Source organism: Sphingomonas desiccabilis, assembly GCF_004135605.1.
Lineage (GTDB): Bacteria > Pseudomonadota > Alphaproteobacteria > Sphingomonadales > Sphingomonadaceae > Sphingomonas > Sphingomonas desiccabilis.
This window is the reverse complement of record NZ_SDPT01000001.1, coordinates 1,270,356-1,286,055: the sequence shown is the minus strand read 5'-3', so window position 1 is coordinate 1,286,055 and position 15,700 is coordinate 1,270,356. Positions and strand designations below refer to the sequence as shown.

10 protein-coding genes are annotated in these 15,700 nt (G+C 66.2%); 3 read left to right on the top strand and 7 right to left on the bottom strand.

Annotation, left to right across the window (positions count from 1 at the left end):
- Nucleotides 1–6 precede the first annotated feature (6 nt).
- From EO081_RS06170 to EO081_RS06155, 4 genes are all read right to left on the bottom strand, one after another.
- Nucleotides 7–3,195, bottom strand: coding sequence for an efflux RND transporter permease subunit (locus EO081_RS06170; RefSeq protein WP_129340988.1), 3,189 nt, complete (start codon nt 3,193–3,195; stop codon nt 7–9).
- A 79-nt stretch (nt 3,196–3,274) separates the two neighbouring features.
- A complete protein-coding gene (locus EO081_RS06165; protein WP_129340987.1) occupies nt 3,275–4,546 on the bottom strand; it encodes an efflux RND transporter periplasmic adaptor subunit in 1,272 nt (423 codons plus the stop codon).
- On the bottom strand, nt 4,543–4,941 hold the full coding sequence (locus tag EO081_RS06160; protein ID WP_129340986.1) for an NADPH-dependent FMN reductase family protein: 399 nt from the start codon (nt 4,939–4,941) through the stop codon (nt 4,543–4,545). Before EO081_RS06160 ends, EO081_RS06165 begins: the two co-directional genes overlap by 4 nt.
- Nucleotides 4,942–5,245: 304 nt before the next feature.
- Complete coding sequence (locus tag EO081_RS06155) at nt 5,246–5,851, bottom strand: TetR/AcrR family transcriptional regulator (protein WP_129340985.1); 606 nt, start codon at nt 5,849–5,851, stop codon at nt 5,246–5,248.
- Between the two features lie 175 nt (nt 5,852–6,026).
- On the opposite strand from EO081_RS06155, the gene EO081_RS06150 reads away from it, so the two are divergent.
- Entirely contained in the window at nt 6,027–7,031 is a 1,005-nt protein-coding gene (locus tag EO081_RS06150; protein ID WP_240697605.1) for a lactonase family protein, read from the top strand.
- A 14-nt stretch (nt 7,032–7,045) separates the two neighbouring features.
- Here the strand turns inward: EO081_RS06150 and EO081_RS06145 are convergent, their stop codons facing one another.
- Complete coding sequence (locus tag EO081_RS06145) at nt 7,046–8,245, bottom strand: multidrug effflux MFS transporter (protein ID WP_129341467.1); 1,200 nt, start codon at nt 8,243–8,245, stop codon at nt 7,046–7,048.
- A gap of 163 nt (nt 8,246–8,408) precedes the next feature.
- On the opposite strand from EO081_RS06145, the gene EO081_RS06140 reads away from it, so the two are divergent.
- Entirely contained in the window at nt 8,409–8,720 is a 312-nt protein-coding gene (locus tag EO081_RS06140) for a hypothetical protein (RefSeq protein WP_129340983.1), read from the top strand.
- Between the two features lie 49 nt (nt 8,721–8,769).
- On the opposite strand, the gene glf is transcribed toward EO081_RS06140, so the two are convergent.
- A complete protein-coding gene (gene glf, locus EO081_RS06135; RefSeq protein WP_240697555.1) occupies nt 8,770–11,142 on the bottom strand; it encodes a UDP-galactopyranose mutase in 2,373 nt (790 codons plus the stop codon).
- A gap of 157 nt (nt 11,143–11,299) precedes the next feature.
- Between glf and EO081_RS06130 the strand changes: the two genes are divergently transcribed.
- Complete coding sequence (locus EO081_RS06130) at nt 11,300–13,489, top strand: family 1 glycosylhydrolase (protein WP_129340982.1); 2,190 nt, start codon at nt 11,300–11,302, stop codon at nt 13,487–13,489.
- Between the two features lie 233 nt (nt 13,490–13,722).
- Here the strand turns inward: EO081_RS06130 and EO081_RS06125 are convergent, their stop codons facing one another.
- On the bottom strand, nt 13,723–15,699 hold the full coding sequence (locus EO081_RS06125) for a glycoside hydrolase family 2 protein (protein ID WP_183947833.1): 1,977 nt from the start codon (nt 15,697–15,699) through the stop codon (nt 13,723–13,725).
- Between the last annotated feature and the right edge of the window lies 1 nt (nt 15,700).

Below are 15,700 nucleotides of genomic sequence, written 5' to 3'. Positions count from 1 at the left end.
CCCTCCTTATTCAGCGGGCTGGAAGTGAGGTGCGGCGTCGCGGTCCGCAGCCTTGCGGGAGCGAACGCGGGCGATGCGGTCGCCCAGCGCGCGGCACACGACGTAGAAGGTCGGCGTGAACAGCAGGCCAAAGGCAGTGACGCCCATCATCCCGAAGAACACCGCCGTACCCAACGCCTGGCGGAGCTCCGCCCCGGCCCCGCTTGCGATCAGCAACGGCACCGCACCCAGGATGAAGGCGAAAGAGGTCATCAGGATCGGCCGCAGTCGATCGTGCGCGGCGCGAACCGCTGCCTCCACGGTCGAAAGCCCGTCCTGCTCCTCCGCCTGCTTTGCGAACTCCACCACCAGGATCGCGTTCTTGGCGGCAAGCGCGATCAGCACCACCAAACCGATCTGGGTGAGGACGTTGTTGTCCATTCCTCGCAGATTGACGCCGGCCATGGCCGCCAGGAGGCACATGGGCACGATCAGGATGATCGCCAGCGGCATCGTGAGGCTCTCGTACTGGGCCGCGAGCACCAGGAAGACGAACAGCACGGCGAGCGCGAACACCAGGCCCGCGGTGCTGCCGGCCATCTTCTGCTGGAACGCGATGCCGGTCCACTCGGCTTCGTAGCCCGGTGGCAGCTCGCTCGCGAGCTTCTCCATCGTGAGCAGCGAGCGGCCGGAACTGTATCCCGGCGCAGTGTCGCCATCGACCTCCACTGCGGGGAAGAGGTTGTAGCGCGTGACGCGATACGGCCCTGTCTTGTTCTCGAAGGTAGAGACGGAGCCGATCGGCACCATCGCCCCGGAGTTCGAGCGCGTCTTCAGATTGGCGATGTCCGCTTCGGTGGTGCGGAACGGTGCGTCCGCCTGAGCGGTGACGCGATAAGTGCGTCCCAACATGTTGAAGTCGTTCACGAAGGCCGAACCGAGGTAGACGTTCAGCGCCTCGAACACCCGCTCCGGCGGCACGCCCAGCAGGTCCGCCTTGCGCCGATCAATATCGGCGAAAACGCGCGGGGTGGCCGTGTTGAAGAAGGTGTAGACCTGCTGCAGGCCCTCCGTCTGGTTCGCCTTCCCGATCAAGTCGAACGCCGTCTTGCCCAGTTCGGCATAGCCGTGCTCGCCACGATCCTCGATCATCATCCGGTATCCACCGGCAGAGCCGATCCCCTGGATCAGCGGCGGCGGGACGACCAGCAGCATCGCCTCGTTGATGTCGGCCGTACGCTTGCGCGCCTCGTCCATGATGCCGGCGTAGGTGACGCCGAGCTTCTTGCGCTCCTCGAAGGACTGCAGCGGAACATAGGCGGCCGCGCTGTTGGGCGCGAGCGTCTGTGAGGGTCCGTCGAAGCCGGCGAGCATCACCGATCCCTTGACGCCTTTGATCGGCAGGATGCGGGCCACGACCTTGCGCATCACCTCGTCCGTGCGTTCGAGGGAGGAGCCTGGCGGCAACTGGATGACGGTCAGGAAGTAGCCCTGGTCCTGCGCCGGGATGAAGCCGACGGGCGTCACCCAGAACATCGCGACCGTGGCTGCGATCAGCCCCGCATAGGTCACCATCATGCGCTTCGGACGCGTGACCAGCACCCGGGTCAGACGGCTATAGCCGTGGCTCAAGCGATCGAAGCCCCGATTGAAGGCGTCCGCCGCACGGCTGGTCATCCGACCGATGCGACCCTTGGGCTCTCCCTCGTGCCCGGTCAGCAGCACCGCCGCGAGAGCGGGCGAGAGGGTCAGCGAGACCAGCAGCGAGATTGCCGTCGCGACCGAGATCGTGACCGCGAACTGCTTGTAGAAGGCACCGGACAGCCCGTTGAGGAACAGCGTCGGCAGGAACACCGCCAGCAGCACCAGCACGATGGCAACCAGCGCGCCGGACACTTCGTCCATGGACGTGCGCGCAGCCTCCAGCGGGGACATGCCGCGCGACAGGTTGCGCTCGACATTTTCCACCACGACGATCGCGTCGTCGACGACGATGCCGATCGCCAGCACCAGGCCGAACAGCGAAAGGTTGTTGAGCGAGTAGCCGAGCGGCAGCAGCACCGCCATCGTGCCGATCAGCGACACGGGGATGGCAACCACCGGGATGATCGCCGCCCGCCATTTCTGCAGGAACACAATCACGACCAGCACGACCAGCAACACCGCCTCGCCGAGCGTGTGGTAGACCGCGTCGATCGACTGGGAGATGAACTCCGTCGGATTGTAGATGACGCGGTATTCCAAACCCTTGGGGAAGTCCTTTGACATCGCCTCGAGCTCGTCCTCCACCGCCGTTGCGGCGGCAAGGGCGTTCGATCCCGGACGCTGGAACACGCCGAGGATGACGGTCGGCTGGTTCGACAGATAGGTGTTGGACGAATAGTCGGCAGCACCAAGTTCGACGCGCGCCACGTCGCTCACGCGCACCTGGCGTCCATCGGCGTCGGTGCGGATGACCACCCGGCCGAACTCTGCCGGGTCCTTCAGGCGACCCTGAGTCTCGATGTTGAGCTGGAACGCGTTGCCAGTCGGCGTGGAGCCGGGCTGACCGAGCGTGCCAGCGGCGACCTGGATGTTCTGTGCGCGCAGCGCCTGGACGATATCGCCCGCGGTCAGGTTCAGTGCCGCGGCGCGGCCAGGATCGATCCAGACGCGCATCGCGAAGTCGCGGGCGCCGAACATCCGGACATCGCCCACCCCCTCGATGCGCGCCAGCCGGTCCTTGACCTGCGTGAGCGCGTAGTTCGAGATATAGCTGCGATCGACCGAGTTGTCGGGCGAGATCAGGTTGACCACCATCAGGAAGTCCGGCGTGGTCTTTCGCGTGACCACGCCGAGGCGCTGCACCTCCTCGGGCAGTCGCGGCACGGCGACGGCGACGCGGTTCTGCACCAGCACCTGCGCGGCATCGAGGTTGGTGCCCGACTTGAAGGTGACGGTGATCGTCACGTTGCCATCACCGGTCGACTGCGACGACTGGTACAGCATATCGTCGACGCCGTTGATCTCCTGCTCGATCGGCGCGGCAACGGTTTCGGCGACGGTTTCGGCGGAGGCGCCAGGATAGCTCGCCGTGACCGTGACGGTCGGCGGGACGATGTCCGGATATTGGGAGATCGGAAGCGCCAGATAGGCGATCGCACCGATGATCGTGATCACGATCGCGATGACCGCCGCGAAGATCGGGCGCGTGATGAAGAACCGCGAGAGGCGCATCGGGCCACTCCTCGTGCAAGAGATCAGAAACTGGAGGTGTCAGCCGCCGGGTGTTGGGGGCGTCCCGGCGGCTGACGGGTCACCGGGCGAAGGTTGCCTCGCCCGTGACCGGTGCCGTGAAGGTGGGTTGCTGCGCGGATGCATCGGGCGCGATCCTGCCGGGCTTCGGCTGAACCTTGGCACCAGGCATGGCCATTTGTGTGCCTGCGATCACCACCTTGTCCTGAGGCGTGAGGCCGGAGCGGATGATGCGCAGGCCGTCGACCACCGGCCCGAGTTCAACCGGCTTGGGAGCGACGGTCCCGTCGGCACCCACGGTGAGCACGAGCTTGCGCGCTTGGTCGGTCTGGATCGCCTCATCCGGAACCATCAACGCGCGCGTCGTTCCCCCGGCGGACAGGCGCATGTTGCCGAACATCCCCGGTGTCAGGAACAATCCCGGATTGCTCAGAACCGCACGCCCGCGGATCGTGCCCGACCGTGGATCGAGGCCGTTGTCGGTGAAGTCCAGCCGCCCCTTCCACTTATAGTCGGCCTCGTCCTGAAGCCGGATCTCGACCGGCGACGCGGCCGCACCCGCCTCCCGTGCGCGCTTGGTCTTGAGGAACAGCGCCTCCGAGCCATCAAAGGTGAAGTAGATCGGATCCAGAGCGTTGATCGTCGTCAGAAGCGAGCCGCCCTGCCCCTCTCCGGCCGCGACCAGGTTACCCGGATCGACACGGCGGTCCGAGATGCGACCCGAGATCGGCGCTCGCACCTGGGTGAACTCGACGTCCAGGGCGCGACTGCGCACGCGAGCCTGCCCCGCGGCCATGGCAGCCGTCGCAGCGCGAACGCGCGCCTGCAATCGCTCCAGATCGCTTCTGGAGACGGCGTCCACCTCGACCAGCCGCTCTGCACGGCTGAGATCCGCACGCGCCAGCGCGAGATCGCTCTGGGCACTTGCAAGGCCAGCGCGCGCCTCCGCGAGTGCGGCGGTGAAAGGCCGAGGATCGATCGTGAAGAGCAGCTGTCCCTTGCGGACGACCGCCCCATCCGTGAAGTGCACGCCCGTGATCGCACCGGCGACGCGCGGCCGGACCTCGACCGCGCGGCTCGCCTCGAACCGACCGACGTAGTCGTCCCATTCGTTGATGTCGCGGACCAAGGGCGGGGCCACGGTGACGACCGGGGCCGGCGGAGCAGCCGGCGCGGCAGGGGCATCCTTGAATGCGATGCCGGTGCTGCCGACCACCAGCGCGATCGGGAGCGCAACGACGCCCGCGCGCTGCCAGAACGGCAAGCGGCGGAACCGCTTCGCGAAGCCTGCTCGCGAAGCCTCTTCAGTTTCAACTCGGGAAATCATGTTCATCGGGTACGCCTTCCCTGGTTCAGGGCTGAGCGGCCACGGCTGATGCTGCCGAGCAGAGTCTCATACTGCTCGGGCGTGAAGCCGGCCTGGTGGAATGCGCGGATTTCGTGGCGCGGAACGGCATGGCCGTGGTGCCACGCGAGTACGGACAGCCGGCGCAGCGCCTCCAACCGCGGGTCCGCGAGCCGGGCGCTTCCGCTCTGATTGCCGAACAGAGTGCCAAGAGCGATCGACAGGCGGCCCGGTGTCGCCAGGGTGGACAGTCGATCCTTCTGGGCGATCGCCACGACAGACCATTCGAGTGCAGAGAAGCCGACCTTGCCCACTGCGGCGGCCACATCGGCCGGCACAGCAACAGGAGCACCCTGCAACTCCGTGAAGTTCATATACGCCATCACTCGTCTCCTCCTGCTGGACCGAGCTCGGGCGCACGCCCTTGTGCCGCGCGGAACGCCTCCGCCGGCTTGTCGGTCTCTATCATCCAAGGGCACGGCCCGGCCTGTCGCGCAGGAGAGGCTCCTGCGGCGTCTCGTCCGGTCCGTTGGTCTAATCTGCTGAAGTCACCACCGGGGTTGTTCCCCGCGCAACGCTGCCTTTATCTTCTATACCGTACAGTATAGAAACGCGGCGACGACGGTCAAGAGCCTTTTCATACCGTGCGGTATTTTTTGCAAGAGCCGAGCGAACGACGTGACCGGCTTACGCCCCAGGCCACATCGAAAGGCTGGTATCGATCAGCGCCTTCAGGTCCCGGCACGAGGCACCAGCTCCGCCTTGAACCGCCAATCCCTGCATGATCGCGGTGAGATAGCTGGTCAGCCCAACGGCATCGGTATCGGGCGGCAGGTCACCTTCTGCCTTGGCCCGCTCGAACCGATCGATCAGGCCCTGTTTGGCGACTCGGCCACGATGGATCACCTCCGCACGGATCGACTCGGCTTCCACGCCGCAGGCGACGGCGTTGATCACGCCCATGCAGCCCTTGGGATCGGAATTGCTCATCTGCATTTCCAGGGCACTGCGCAGCAGATGCTCGGCCACCTTCCGGGCCGTCGGCTCCTTCAGCGCCTCGCCGATATAGTCGAGCTTCTCGCGTTCGTAGAGGTCGAGCGCCATCTTGAAGAGCGCTTCCTTGTTGCCGAATGCGGCGTACAGGCTGGGACGCGTGATCCCCATCGCCTCGGTGAGGTCGGTAAGCGACGCGCCCTCGTAGCCCTTGCTCCAGAAGACCCGCAGCGCGGCGGCAAGCGCCGTGTCGGCATCAAACTCGCGCGGACGACCCTTTGCGGAACAGCCAAGTTTCATAATGGTCGGTACATAATGGGTGTGACGGAAATAACCAGCGTCTTCCCCGGCCTGGCCCTGCAAAAAAGTCGGAAGCGGAACCGCAGCGGCGCCGCGCCTTTTCTCATGAAGATCGCACAGCGAATCGGAGGATGGGATGGTCGGGTCGCCAGCTGACGAAGTTTCCGGATTGCACGTGTTCGCGGGCGGCTACCAGGAGCCGGGCGCACGCGGGCTCTGCCGCCTCACGATCACGGGCGAGGGCCTGGAGGCCGGTCCGAACCTGGCGGCGTACGCCAACGTCTCCGCAGGCATCCGCCGGCCAGGCACCGGACTCTGGTATCTCGTCGATGAGGAGGCGGACCGGGTTACCCTAGCAGATGCCGATACAGACTGGCGGGAAGTCGCCTCCTTCTCGTCCGGCGGCCACGGCCCGTGCCACCTGGCACTCGACCGTTCCGGTCGCCTGCTCTCGATCGCCAACTACGGGAGCGGGACGGTTGCGATGTACCGCCTCGATGGGGAGGGCCTGCCTGTCGGCCCACCCGCGATCCACCAGAACGAGGGCCAAGGACCGAACGTGGAACGTCAGGAAGGGCCACATGCCCATTGGGTCGGCTTCGCGCCTGATGGCCGCCTCTATGCCGCAGACCTGGGGACCGATCAGATCCTCGCCTTTCCCACCCATGCGCCCACAGGTGCTTTGGGCGAGCCCAGTGTCGCCTATGCCGCGCCACCGGGTTCCGGTCCGCGCCAGCTCGCGTTCCACCCGATCCTCCCGGTGGCGTTCCTGGTGAGCGAGCTCGCGTCCACGTTGACCGTCCTCAAGATCGAGGAGAGCGGGACGCTCTCCGTGCAGCACATCCTGTCGACCCTGCCGGCGGATGCCGCACCCGACAGCCTCGGCGGGGCGGTTGCACTTAACCCGGCCGGAACACGCCTGTACGTCAGCAATCGCGGCCATGACAGCGTGGCGAGCTTCGCCGTCGATCCGGAGGGCGAAGTCAGGCTGCTCGGGCACACGCCCAGCGGTGGCACCTCCCCTCGCTTCCTGCTGCTGCTCGAGGACAAGCTGCTCGTGGCGCACGAGAAGGCGGGCGGCGTCACGATCCTCCCGCTCGACGGAACCGGACGCCCTGGCCCTTCCGCTGGCCAGGCAGAGCTGCCCGGCGCCGCGTTCCTCGGCGCGTCGTGGCCGTGAAGCGGACGCGCTCCTTACTTCGCGGGCAAGCGCGGGCGGAACAACTGGCCCCCTTCGATCACATAGATGATCGCGATCAGCGCCAGCCCGATCCCGAGGTAGCCGACCGCTAGCGGCAAGGTCGTCCCGCTGTACGACTGGCCGATCGCCAGGCTCACGACGACGGCGCCCAGGCTGGTGATGAAGCCCTGCAACGACGACGCGGTTCCGGCGATGTGACCGACCGGTTCCATCGCCATCGCGCCGAAGTTGGAGCCACACAGGCCGATGCAGGTCATGCTCAGTGCCTGGAACACGATGTAGCTCGTCAGTGTCTCCAGACCGGCCTCGATCACGATCACGTGGACGACCGACAGGGTGATGAGGGCGAGCACTGCGGATTGGGAGATGAGCCGCGTACCCAGCCGCTCCACCAGCCGGCTGTTCGCGAAGGACGCGACGCCCATGGCGAAGGCGCACAGCGCGAACAGCAGCGTAAAGCGCTCCCCTGCTCCGAACTCGTCGACGAAGATCTGCTGCGCCGAGGATACGAACGCCAGGATGCCACCGAAGGTAAGCGACGCGGCGATCGCATAGCCGATCGAGAAACGATTGGTGAGGGTCAGCCGGTAGCTCTGGCGGAGGGCGCCGAGCGACATCGGAACCCGCCGCGCAAGCGGCAGCGTCTCCGGCAGCCGCACCAACGTCCAGGCAAGCACCACCGCGGCGAAGGCGCCGAGCGCGTAGAAGATGAAACGCCAGGGTCCGAAGGCAAGCAGCGCCTGCCCCAGCGTCGGTGCCAGGATCGGCACCAGGAAGAAGATCATCTGGGCGATCGACATGGTGCGCGCCATCTGGCGCCCGGATGCCCCGTCGCGGACGATGGCGACCGCCAGCACGCGGGTGGAGGCGGACATCAGCCCCTGCAGCAACCGTGCCCCGAGCAGGCCGACAAAGGTCACCGATCCGGCGGCGAAGATGGCCGCGGCAACAAAGCCGGCCAAGGTGCACACCAGGATCGGCTTGCGTCCGAAGCGATCGGCGAGCGGTCCATAGACCAGCTGCCCGGCGCCGAAGCCAAGCATATAGGCGGTGACGATCCACTGGCGATGGTTGGGCGTGCTCACCGACAGGTCATGGCCGATGTCTGCAAGCGCGGGGAGCATCAGGTCGACGCCCAGCGCATTGACCGCCATGACCGCCGCGATGAAGGCGACGAACTCTCGCGGGTGCATGCCGGCGGGTGCAGGATGAGGCTTCATGCGGGTGCCTATCGACGAGGCGTGGACGAAGAACAAGCGGTGGCGGGCGAACGAAGTGGACGAGAAGCCTCTTCTCCCGCTGTGTACCCGTGGCGCATGATCCTGGTTCTAGCCGCTCTGCTCAGAGGATCGCGACATGCGCTTCAACCCCTGGAAAGCACGACAGGATCTGGTGGCAACGGTCTTCCTGTACCCGCCGGAACGGGGCGGCCGCGCGAGTGCGATCGAAGTCGGCTGGTCCTGCGCCTGCGTGCCGGCAGACGCGCCCGAGGAGCGCCATTGGCAAGGCTGGCCACTCCTCAACAGCGTCGTCCTGCGTCCGGGTGAGAACGGGTATTTTGGCTGGATGTTCGCCGAGGGGGAGCAAGCCGCTGCCCGCCTGCGGGAAGCGGGCAGCTTCCTGTTGTGGGAGGAGCGGATCATCGGTGAAGCTCGGGTCGTCGGATAAAGCCCGCGCGGAGCGGCATTCGCTGACGACGGCAATCGGCAGCCCTTGTTCAAGCTGCAGTGCGGCCGAGTGGAGCGACGGCGTGTTCCGGCGCCTGCCGCATCGCACGGGCTCCGCCGAGGCGCCGATAGGTCGCCAGCGCCTGCCCGACGACCTGGTCCATGTTGTAATAGCGGTAGGTCGCGAGCCGTCCGACGAAACTGACCGAGGGCTCCGCCAGAGCGAGTGCCTCGTATCGCTTGTAGAGCGCCTGGTTCTCCTCGCATGGGATCGGATAGTAGGGATCCCCCGTCGAACTCGGATACTCCAAGGTCACGCTGGTGCGGTCTGCCTCCTGCCCGGTCAGGTACTTGTATTCGGTCACCCGCGTATAGGGTACCGCCTCGTCCGGGTAGTTCACGACGGCGACCGGCTGGTGCCAGGGTTTGTCGAGCGTCCGGTGCTCGAACTGCAGGGACCGGTAGGGAAGCCTGCCGTACCGATAGCCGAAATATTCGTCCACGGGGCCGGTAAAGACCAGATGGTCGTGCGGGTAGGCATCGCGGATTTCGCGGTAGTCGACACCCAGCAGCAGGTCGATATTGGGATGGTCCAGCATCCGCTCGAACATGCGGGTGTAGCCTTCCAGCGGCATGGCCTGGAACTGATCCGTGAAATAGCGGTCGTCGGTGCCGGTGCGGGTCGGCACCCGCGCGGTGACCGATTTGTCGAGCTCGGAAGGGTCCCGCCCCCATTGCTTGCGCGTATAGCCGCGGAAGAAGGTCTCGTAGAGTTCCCGGCCGACCTGCGAGACGACCACGTCCGCAGAAGTCCGGATCGGCACGACAGGCTCCGCGCGGGCGGCCAGGAACGCTGCCACCTCCTCGTCGCTCTGCATGTTCAGATCGTAGAGCGCGTTCAGCGTCGTACGATTGATGGGCATGGGCACCAGCTGGCCGTCCACCGACGCGAGCACGCGATGCTCATACGGCCGCCATTCGGTAAAGCGGGAGAGATATTGGAAGATCTCCTGCGAGTTGGTGTGGAAGATGTGCGGTCCATATTGGTGGATCAGAATGCCGGCATCGTCTTTGCGGTCGTAGGCATTGCCGCCCACATGCGGCCTGCGGTCGACCACCAACACCCGCTTTCCGCCATCGGCAGCGAGCCGCTCGGCCATAACCGCGCCGGCAAACCCGGCACCCACCACCATCACGTCGTAGCGGTCCTCGGATGCAGGCCATGTGGTCGGGGAAACAACCGGCTCGATCCGCCGCCGCGCCGCGATCTCCGCGGCGATCAGGGCAGCCATTTCGAACGCGGTGCTGTTCCACGAGGTGCGTGCGAGCAGCGCATCTGCTTCCTCCAGCCAACGGCCGCTCTCCCGGCGCAACTGCATGGCCGCCTCGCAGGCGGCCACGAACGCGCCGGGGGTCTCCGCGATCTGCACTGCCGACAACGAACCATAATGGCGCACGACGTCGGTAATCGCTGTCGACACCACGGGGCACCCCGCAGCCAGATACTCCGGGGTCTTCGTGGGACTGATGAACCGCGTCGCCTCGTTGATCGCGAAGGGCATCAGGGCGACGTCCCAACCGGCCATGTGGTCCGGCAGTGCCGCATAGGGCTGCGAACCCAGATAATGGATGTTCGGACGACGAGGCAGTTCGCCTTCGCCGATCTTCACCACGGGCCCGATCACCACCAGCGACCAATCCGGACGAGCATCGGCGATCGTGGCCAGCAGAGCCAGGTCCATGCGCTCGTCGATGACGCCGCTGAAACCGAGCCGCGGCGCGGGGATCGCCGCCTGGTCCGCAGATTCCGAGCCGCCGTTCCGTGCTCGCGCGAAGTGGGGCACGTCGATGCTGGAGGGGAATGCGTGCACGTTCGAATGACGATCGCGTTTCGCCTCGTAGAGGCTCGTGCCGCCTGTGAAGACAAGATCGGCCGCTTCGAGCAGCGCCCGCTCACGTTCGAGCAGTTCAGGCGGAGCGCCCCTGAACGCCGACAATTCGTCCATGCAGTCGTACACGACACAGTCGGCCTGCACCTGCTTCGAGAACGGAAGCATCATGGGCGTGTAGTACCAGCGGACGATGCCGGCGCGGGTGCCGACAAGCGCCGCATCCAGCAAGGCCGCGAGCTGCCCATCCTCGTCCTGCCCGCGTGAAGCGTCGTCGATCTCCGGCGTCAGCACCTCCACGCCGCTACCCTCGCAGACGCTGCGGCGCAGGCGCGCATTACCGATGCCCGGCACATACTCCGGCTCCTCCCAGAAGAGGACACGATGCGTGGCGGCAAAGCGGGTCATCAGATGTTGCGGCCGCTGGAAGACGAACGCCCATCGCAAATGACTGAAACAGATCAACGTAGGACGATCGGTCGGTTCAGGGGGATTTTTCGGAAGGTCGGCTCCCGACGGCACCTGCTCGTTCACGCGCGCCCCCTATATATCTACTCTGGGTAACTTATCGGAAACCTTCGCTGGCGCTGAATGTTCCACTAAGTCTTTGCCCGGCAACATAGATCAACATGATCGGCGGGAACGATGCGCCGCCGGGGCCGTTGCCGGAGGACGTTTCGAGAGGTGCCGGATGCCGGACATCGAGCTCTGGGGTGGTGTCGAATGCACGGTGAACCGTACGCGCGACGGGTACCTCGATCAGTGCCGGCTGAGCGGCCACCACGATCGTTCATCCGATCTCGACCGGTTCGCCGAGCTCGGCCTGAAGGCGCTCCGGTATCCTGTGCTTTGGGAGCGGGTGGCGCCAAGGGGCCCTGACGGCGCCGACTGGCGCTGGTCCGACGAACGGCTCGGCAGGCTCCGCGCCCTCGGTATCCGGCCGATCGTCGGCTTGGTCCATCACGGCAGCGGACCGCCTTGCACCAACCTTCTCGATCCGGGCTTCGCGCCCGGTCTCGCGCGCTTCGCCGGTCAGGTGGCGCAACGCTACCCCTGGTTGGAGGCTTGGACCCCGGTCAACGAACCCCTGACCACTGCACGCTTTTCGGCCCTGTACGGCCATTGGTACCCTCACGCGGCAGATGAAGGCTCCTTCTGGTTGGCGCTGCTCAACCAGATAGACGGCGTTCGGCTGGCGATGCAGGCGGTGCGTCGCGTCAATCCCGGTGCTCAGCTGATCCAGACGGATGACCTCGGGCGCGCCTATGCGACCACCCGCCTCACCGAACAGGCAGCGTTCGAAAATCTCCGGCGGTGGGCGGGCTGGGATCTGCTGTTCGGCCGAGTGACGCGGCACCACCCGCTATGGGAGCGTATCGCCGTCTTCGGCTTGGGCGATCGGCTGCAGGCGATCGCCGATGCGCCCTGCCCGCCCGACATCGTCGGGGTGAACCACTATCTCACGAGCGATCGGTTCCTCGACCACCGGTTGCAGTGCTATCCGCCGTCCACCCATGGAGGCAATGGGCGGCTAGCCTATGCCGACACCGAAGCGATCCGCGTCCTAGACCCGCCCCCGGCCGGGCTCGCAGGCGCCGTACGCGAGGCCTGGCAACGCTATCACACTCCGGTGGCGATCACCGAGGTACACAACGGCTGCACCCGCGAGGAGCAGTTGCGCTGGGCGGCGGAAGCTTGGGACACGGCCTGTGCCCTGCGCGAGCTTGGGGGCGACCTTCGGGCGGTCACGGCATGGTCTCTATTGGGAAGCCATGGCTGGGACACTTTGCTGACCGGCTCCGGAAGCTATGAGCCCGGCGTCTTCGACGTATCGAGCGGGACGCCGCGACCTACCGCGCTGGCCGCACTCTGGCGCGGATTTCCAACTGGTGCCCCTCGCCACCCGCTCGCACAGCAAGCCGGCTGGTGGCGGCGGCCGGAGCGATTGCTGCACCCGCCGCTGCCGCACCCCGGAACGACACGGCGGCACGACGCGGGCCCTGCGACTCCGCCACTCTTGATCCTCGGCGCTACGGGTACGTTGGGCCAGGCACTCGCGCGCGCCTGTAGCGCCCGGCACATCACCTATGTCCTTTCGGATCGCAGCCTGATCGACCTCCAGCGGCCCCAAAGCTTCGGGCGAACGCTGGACGAGATTGCCCCGTGGGCCGTCGTCAACGCGGCCGGCTGGGTCCGTGTCGACGCCGCCGAAGAGGACGAAGAGGCATGCCATCGCTCCAATGCGACGGGTGCCGTGGCACTGGCACAAGCATGCGCCGAGCGCGGGATCGGATATCTCGGCTTCTCCAGCGATCTGGTCTTTGCTGGCGACCAGGACCGACCCTACGTCGAGTCAGATCCGGTGCGGCCGCTCAACGCCTATGGGCGCAGCAAGGCGGCGATGGAGGCAGGCTGCGCCGGCCTGGACAATGCGCTGATCGTCCGCACCGCGGCCTTCTTCTCCCCGCACGACCGTTTCAATTTTGCACAAGCGGTGCTGGACACCCTGGAGGCGGGTGGCACTTTCGATGCCGCGCGCGACCACGTCGTCACTCCCAGCTACGTACCGCAGCTGGTCGACGCCGCTTTGGACCTACTGATCGATGGCGCAACGGGGTTGTGGCACCTCAGCAACGGAGAAGTGCTGAGTTGGGCCGAGTTCGGAAAGCGGATCGCGACCTGTGCAGGCCATGACGCCGATCGGGTGAAGGCGATCACGGGCCCGCTTCCGGATTGGCGGGCACCCCGGCCGGGCGCCGTTGGCCTCGCCACACAACGAGGGGCGCCGCTCGGCTCGCTCGACGATGCGATCCAGCGCTTTGTCCGCGAGAGGTCTGCGCTGAGAGCTTCCGCTCAGCGACCGGTGCGGGTCGTCGGCTGATCGCCTCGCGGATGCAGGACGTGGAGCGGGCGTGGCGAAGGCGCTCGCCCCGACGCGCCGCCCGCCGACCTGCAAGCGGAAGAGTGGCTGACGTTGATCCGCAAGCCGCCACTCTGCCCGGATCCGGCAAGGTTCGCTGCTTCCATCCGCCCGTGTTGCGGCATTGCGCCGCCTGCACCAGGACCCGCATTCGCACGGCACCGGGGCGAGCCCCCGGTGCCGCCCGGCGCGGGTCAATGGCCCTGATACGGGTCTACGTTCGCGCCGGTGAGCGGGGCGGCTATGCGGGCAAGCTCCTCGGCGGGAGCCTTCGACTCGGCCCGGTCGTAGGTCAGCAGGCCGTTGATTTCGTCCTCCACGTCGGTGGTCTGGGTGTAGACGGCCGCGCTCAATCCCTCCTCGCGTGCCTGGCGGATGATCTCGTCGAACTTGACGCGATAGCGCTTCAGATAATCCTGCTTATCTGCGGCCACCTGGTATCCCCAGTTGCGCTTACCGGCGCGCCAAACGTGGCCAGTCACCGGAAGCCCGATGCCGCCATATTCGCCGATCACAATGGCGCGAGTGCTGGAGCGCGGGGGAACGTTGGGCTTGTCCTCATACGTATGGATGTCGACCACGTCGGAGACATCCGGCGCGACGTCGAGCCAGCCGCTGTCCGCGTTCACGACCCGGCTCGGATCCATCCCCTTCACCAGCTTCGCAAGGGTCGTGGAGTCATATTGTCCCCATCCCTCGTTGTTCACGACCCAGGTCACGATCGAGGGAAAGGAACGGAGATCCCCGATCATCGCGGCAAGTTCCTGCTGGAACTGCGTCATCTCGGTCGACGACAGCACCGCCTGGCCCTTGCTCGATCCGGTGACGAACTGATCCTCGTCGCCGCCGGACGGCATGTCCTGCCAGATCAGCATGCCGAGCCGGTCGGCATCATGGTAGAAGCGCGCCGGCTCCACCTTGATGTGCTTGCGCAGCATGTTGAAGCCCGCCTTTTTCAGGAAGACGATGTCGCTGACCATCGCTTCTTCGGACGGAGGCGTGAGCAGGCCGTCCGGCCACCAGCCCTGGTCAAGCGTTCCGTTCTGGAAGAGAGGCTTGTTGTTCAGCAAGATTGCCGGCTGCCCCTGCACGGTCCCCGGTCCGATCGAGACCTTGCGCATCGCGAAATACCCGGTGACCCGATCCACGGGCGCCCCGACCACCTGAGCTTGCGCGTAGGTCGCCCGCTCACGCTCGGTGAACCGCGCGTCATAGGCGGTGCGCGTCCGTTCCTTCGCTCCGGCATAGGGGTCCTTGACCGTCACAAGCTCCGCAGAAAGATCGTAGAGGTACGGATCGTCGGGCGACCAGAGATGCGCATTCGGGATCGGCAGGCTTGCATGCCGGTTGGCGCGCACGATGGTGCTCGCAATGATCCTCCCATCCTTGCTGGCGGTGAGGCGCACCGCATCGGTGTCGTTGGCAGAGCGGTTGAGCGCGACATCCACTTCCAGCCGACCGCGATCGATGTCGGGTGTGGCGCGAACATCCGCGATGTGCAGTTCGGAAACCGGCTCCAGCCAAACCGTCTGCCAGATGCCGCTGACCGGCGTGTACCAGATACCCTGCGGCGCCAACGTCTGCTTACCGCGAGGTTGCGTGCCGTCGGAGGTCGGGTCCGCAACCTGCACCACCAGTTCGTTGTCGCCGTTGCGCAAGTGCGGGGTGATGTCGAAGCTGAACGTCGCAGAACCGCCCTTGTGCCCTCCCACATAGGCGCCGTTCACCCAGACGGCTGCCTCATAGTCGACGGCGCCGAAGTTCAAGAGGACGCGCTGCCCTGCCCAGTCCGCGGGTACCGCGAAGCTCCGCCGATACCACACCCGGTCGTCCGGCAGCACGGGACGCTGCACCCCGGAAAGCTTCGACTCGACGGGGAACGGCACCAGGATCTTGCCCTGCATCTGCGTGGGCTGCGGCGTGCCCGCCTTCGCGATCGCATAGTCCCATTGACCGTTGAGGTTGAGCCAGCGTTCCCGCACCCGCTGCGGCCGCGGGTAGCTGCGCCACGCGTTCTCGGGCGTCACCTCCCGCCCCCACTTCGTCGTCAGCGCGGTCTTGTAGACGATCGCGTCCGGAGCGGCGGGAACCGTCCGCTGCGCTGTGGCCGGCATCGCGCCTACGAAGGCGAGAGCGGATCCCAGGAACAAGGTAGCACGCAAGAATGCCATC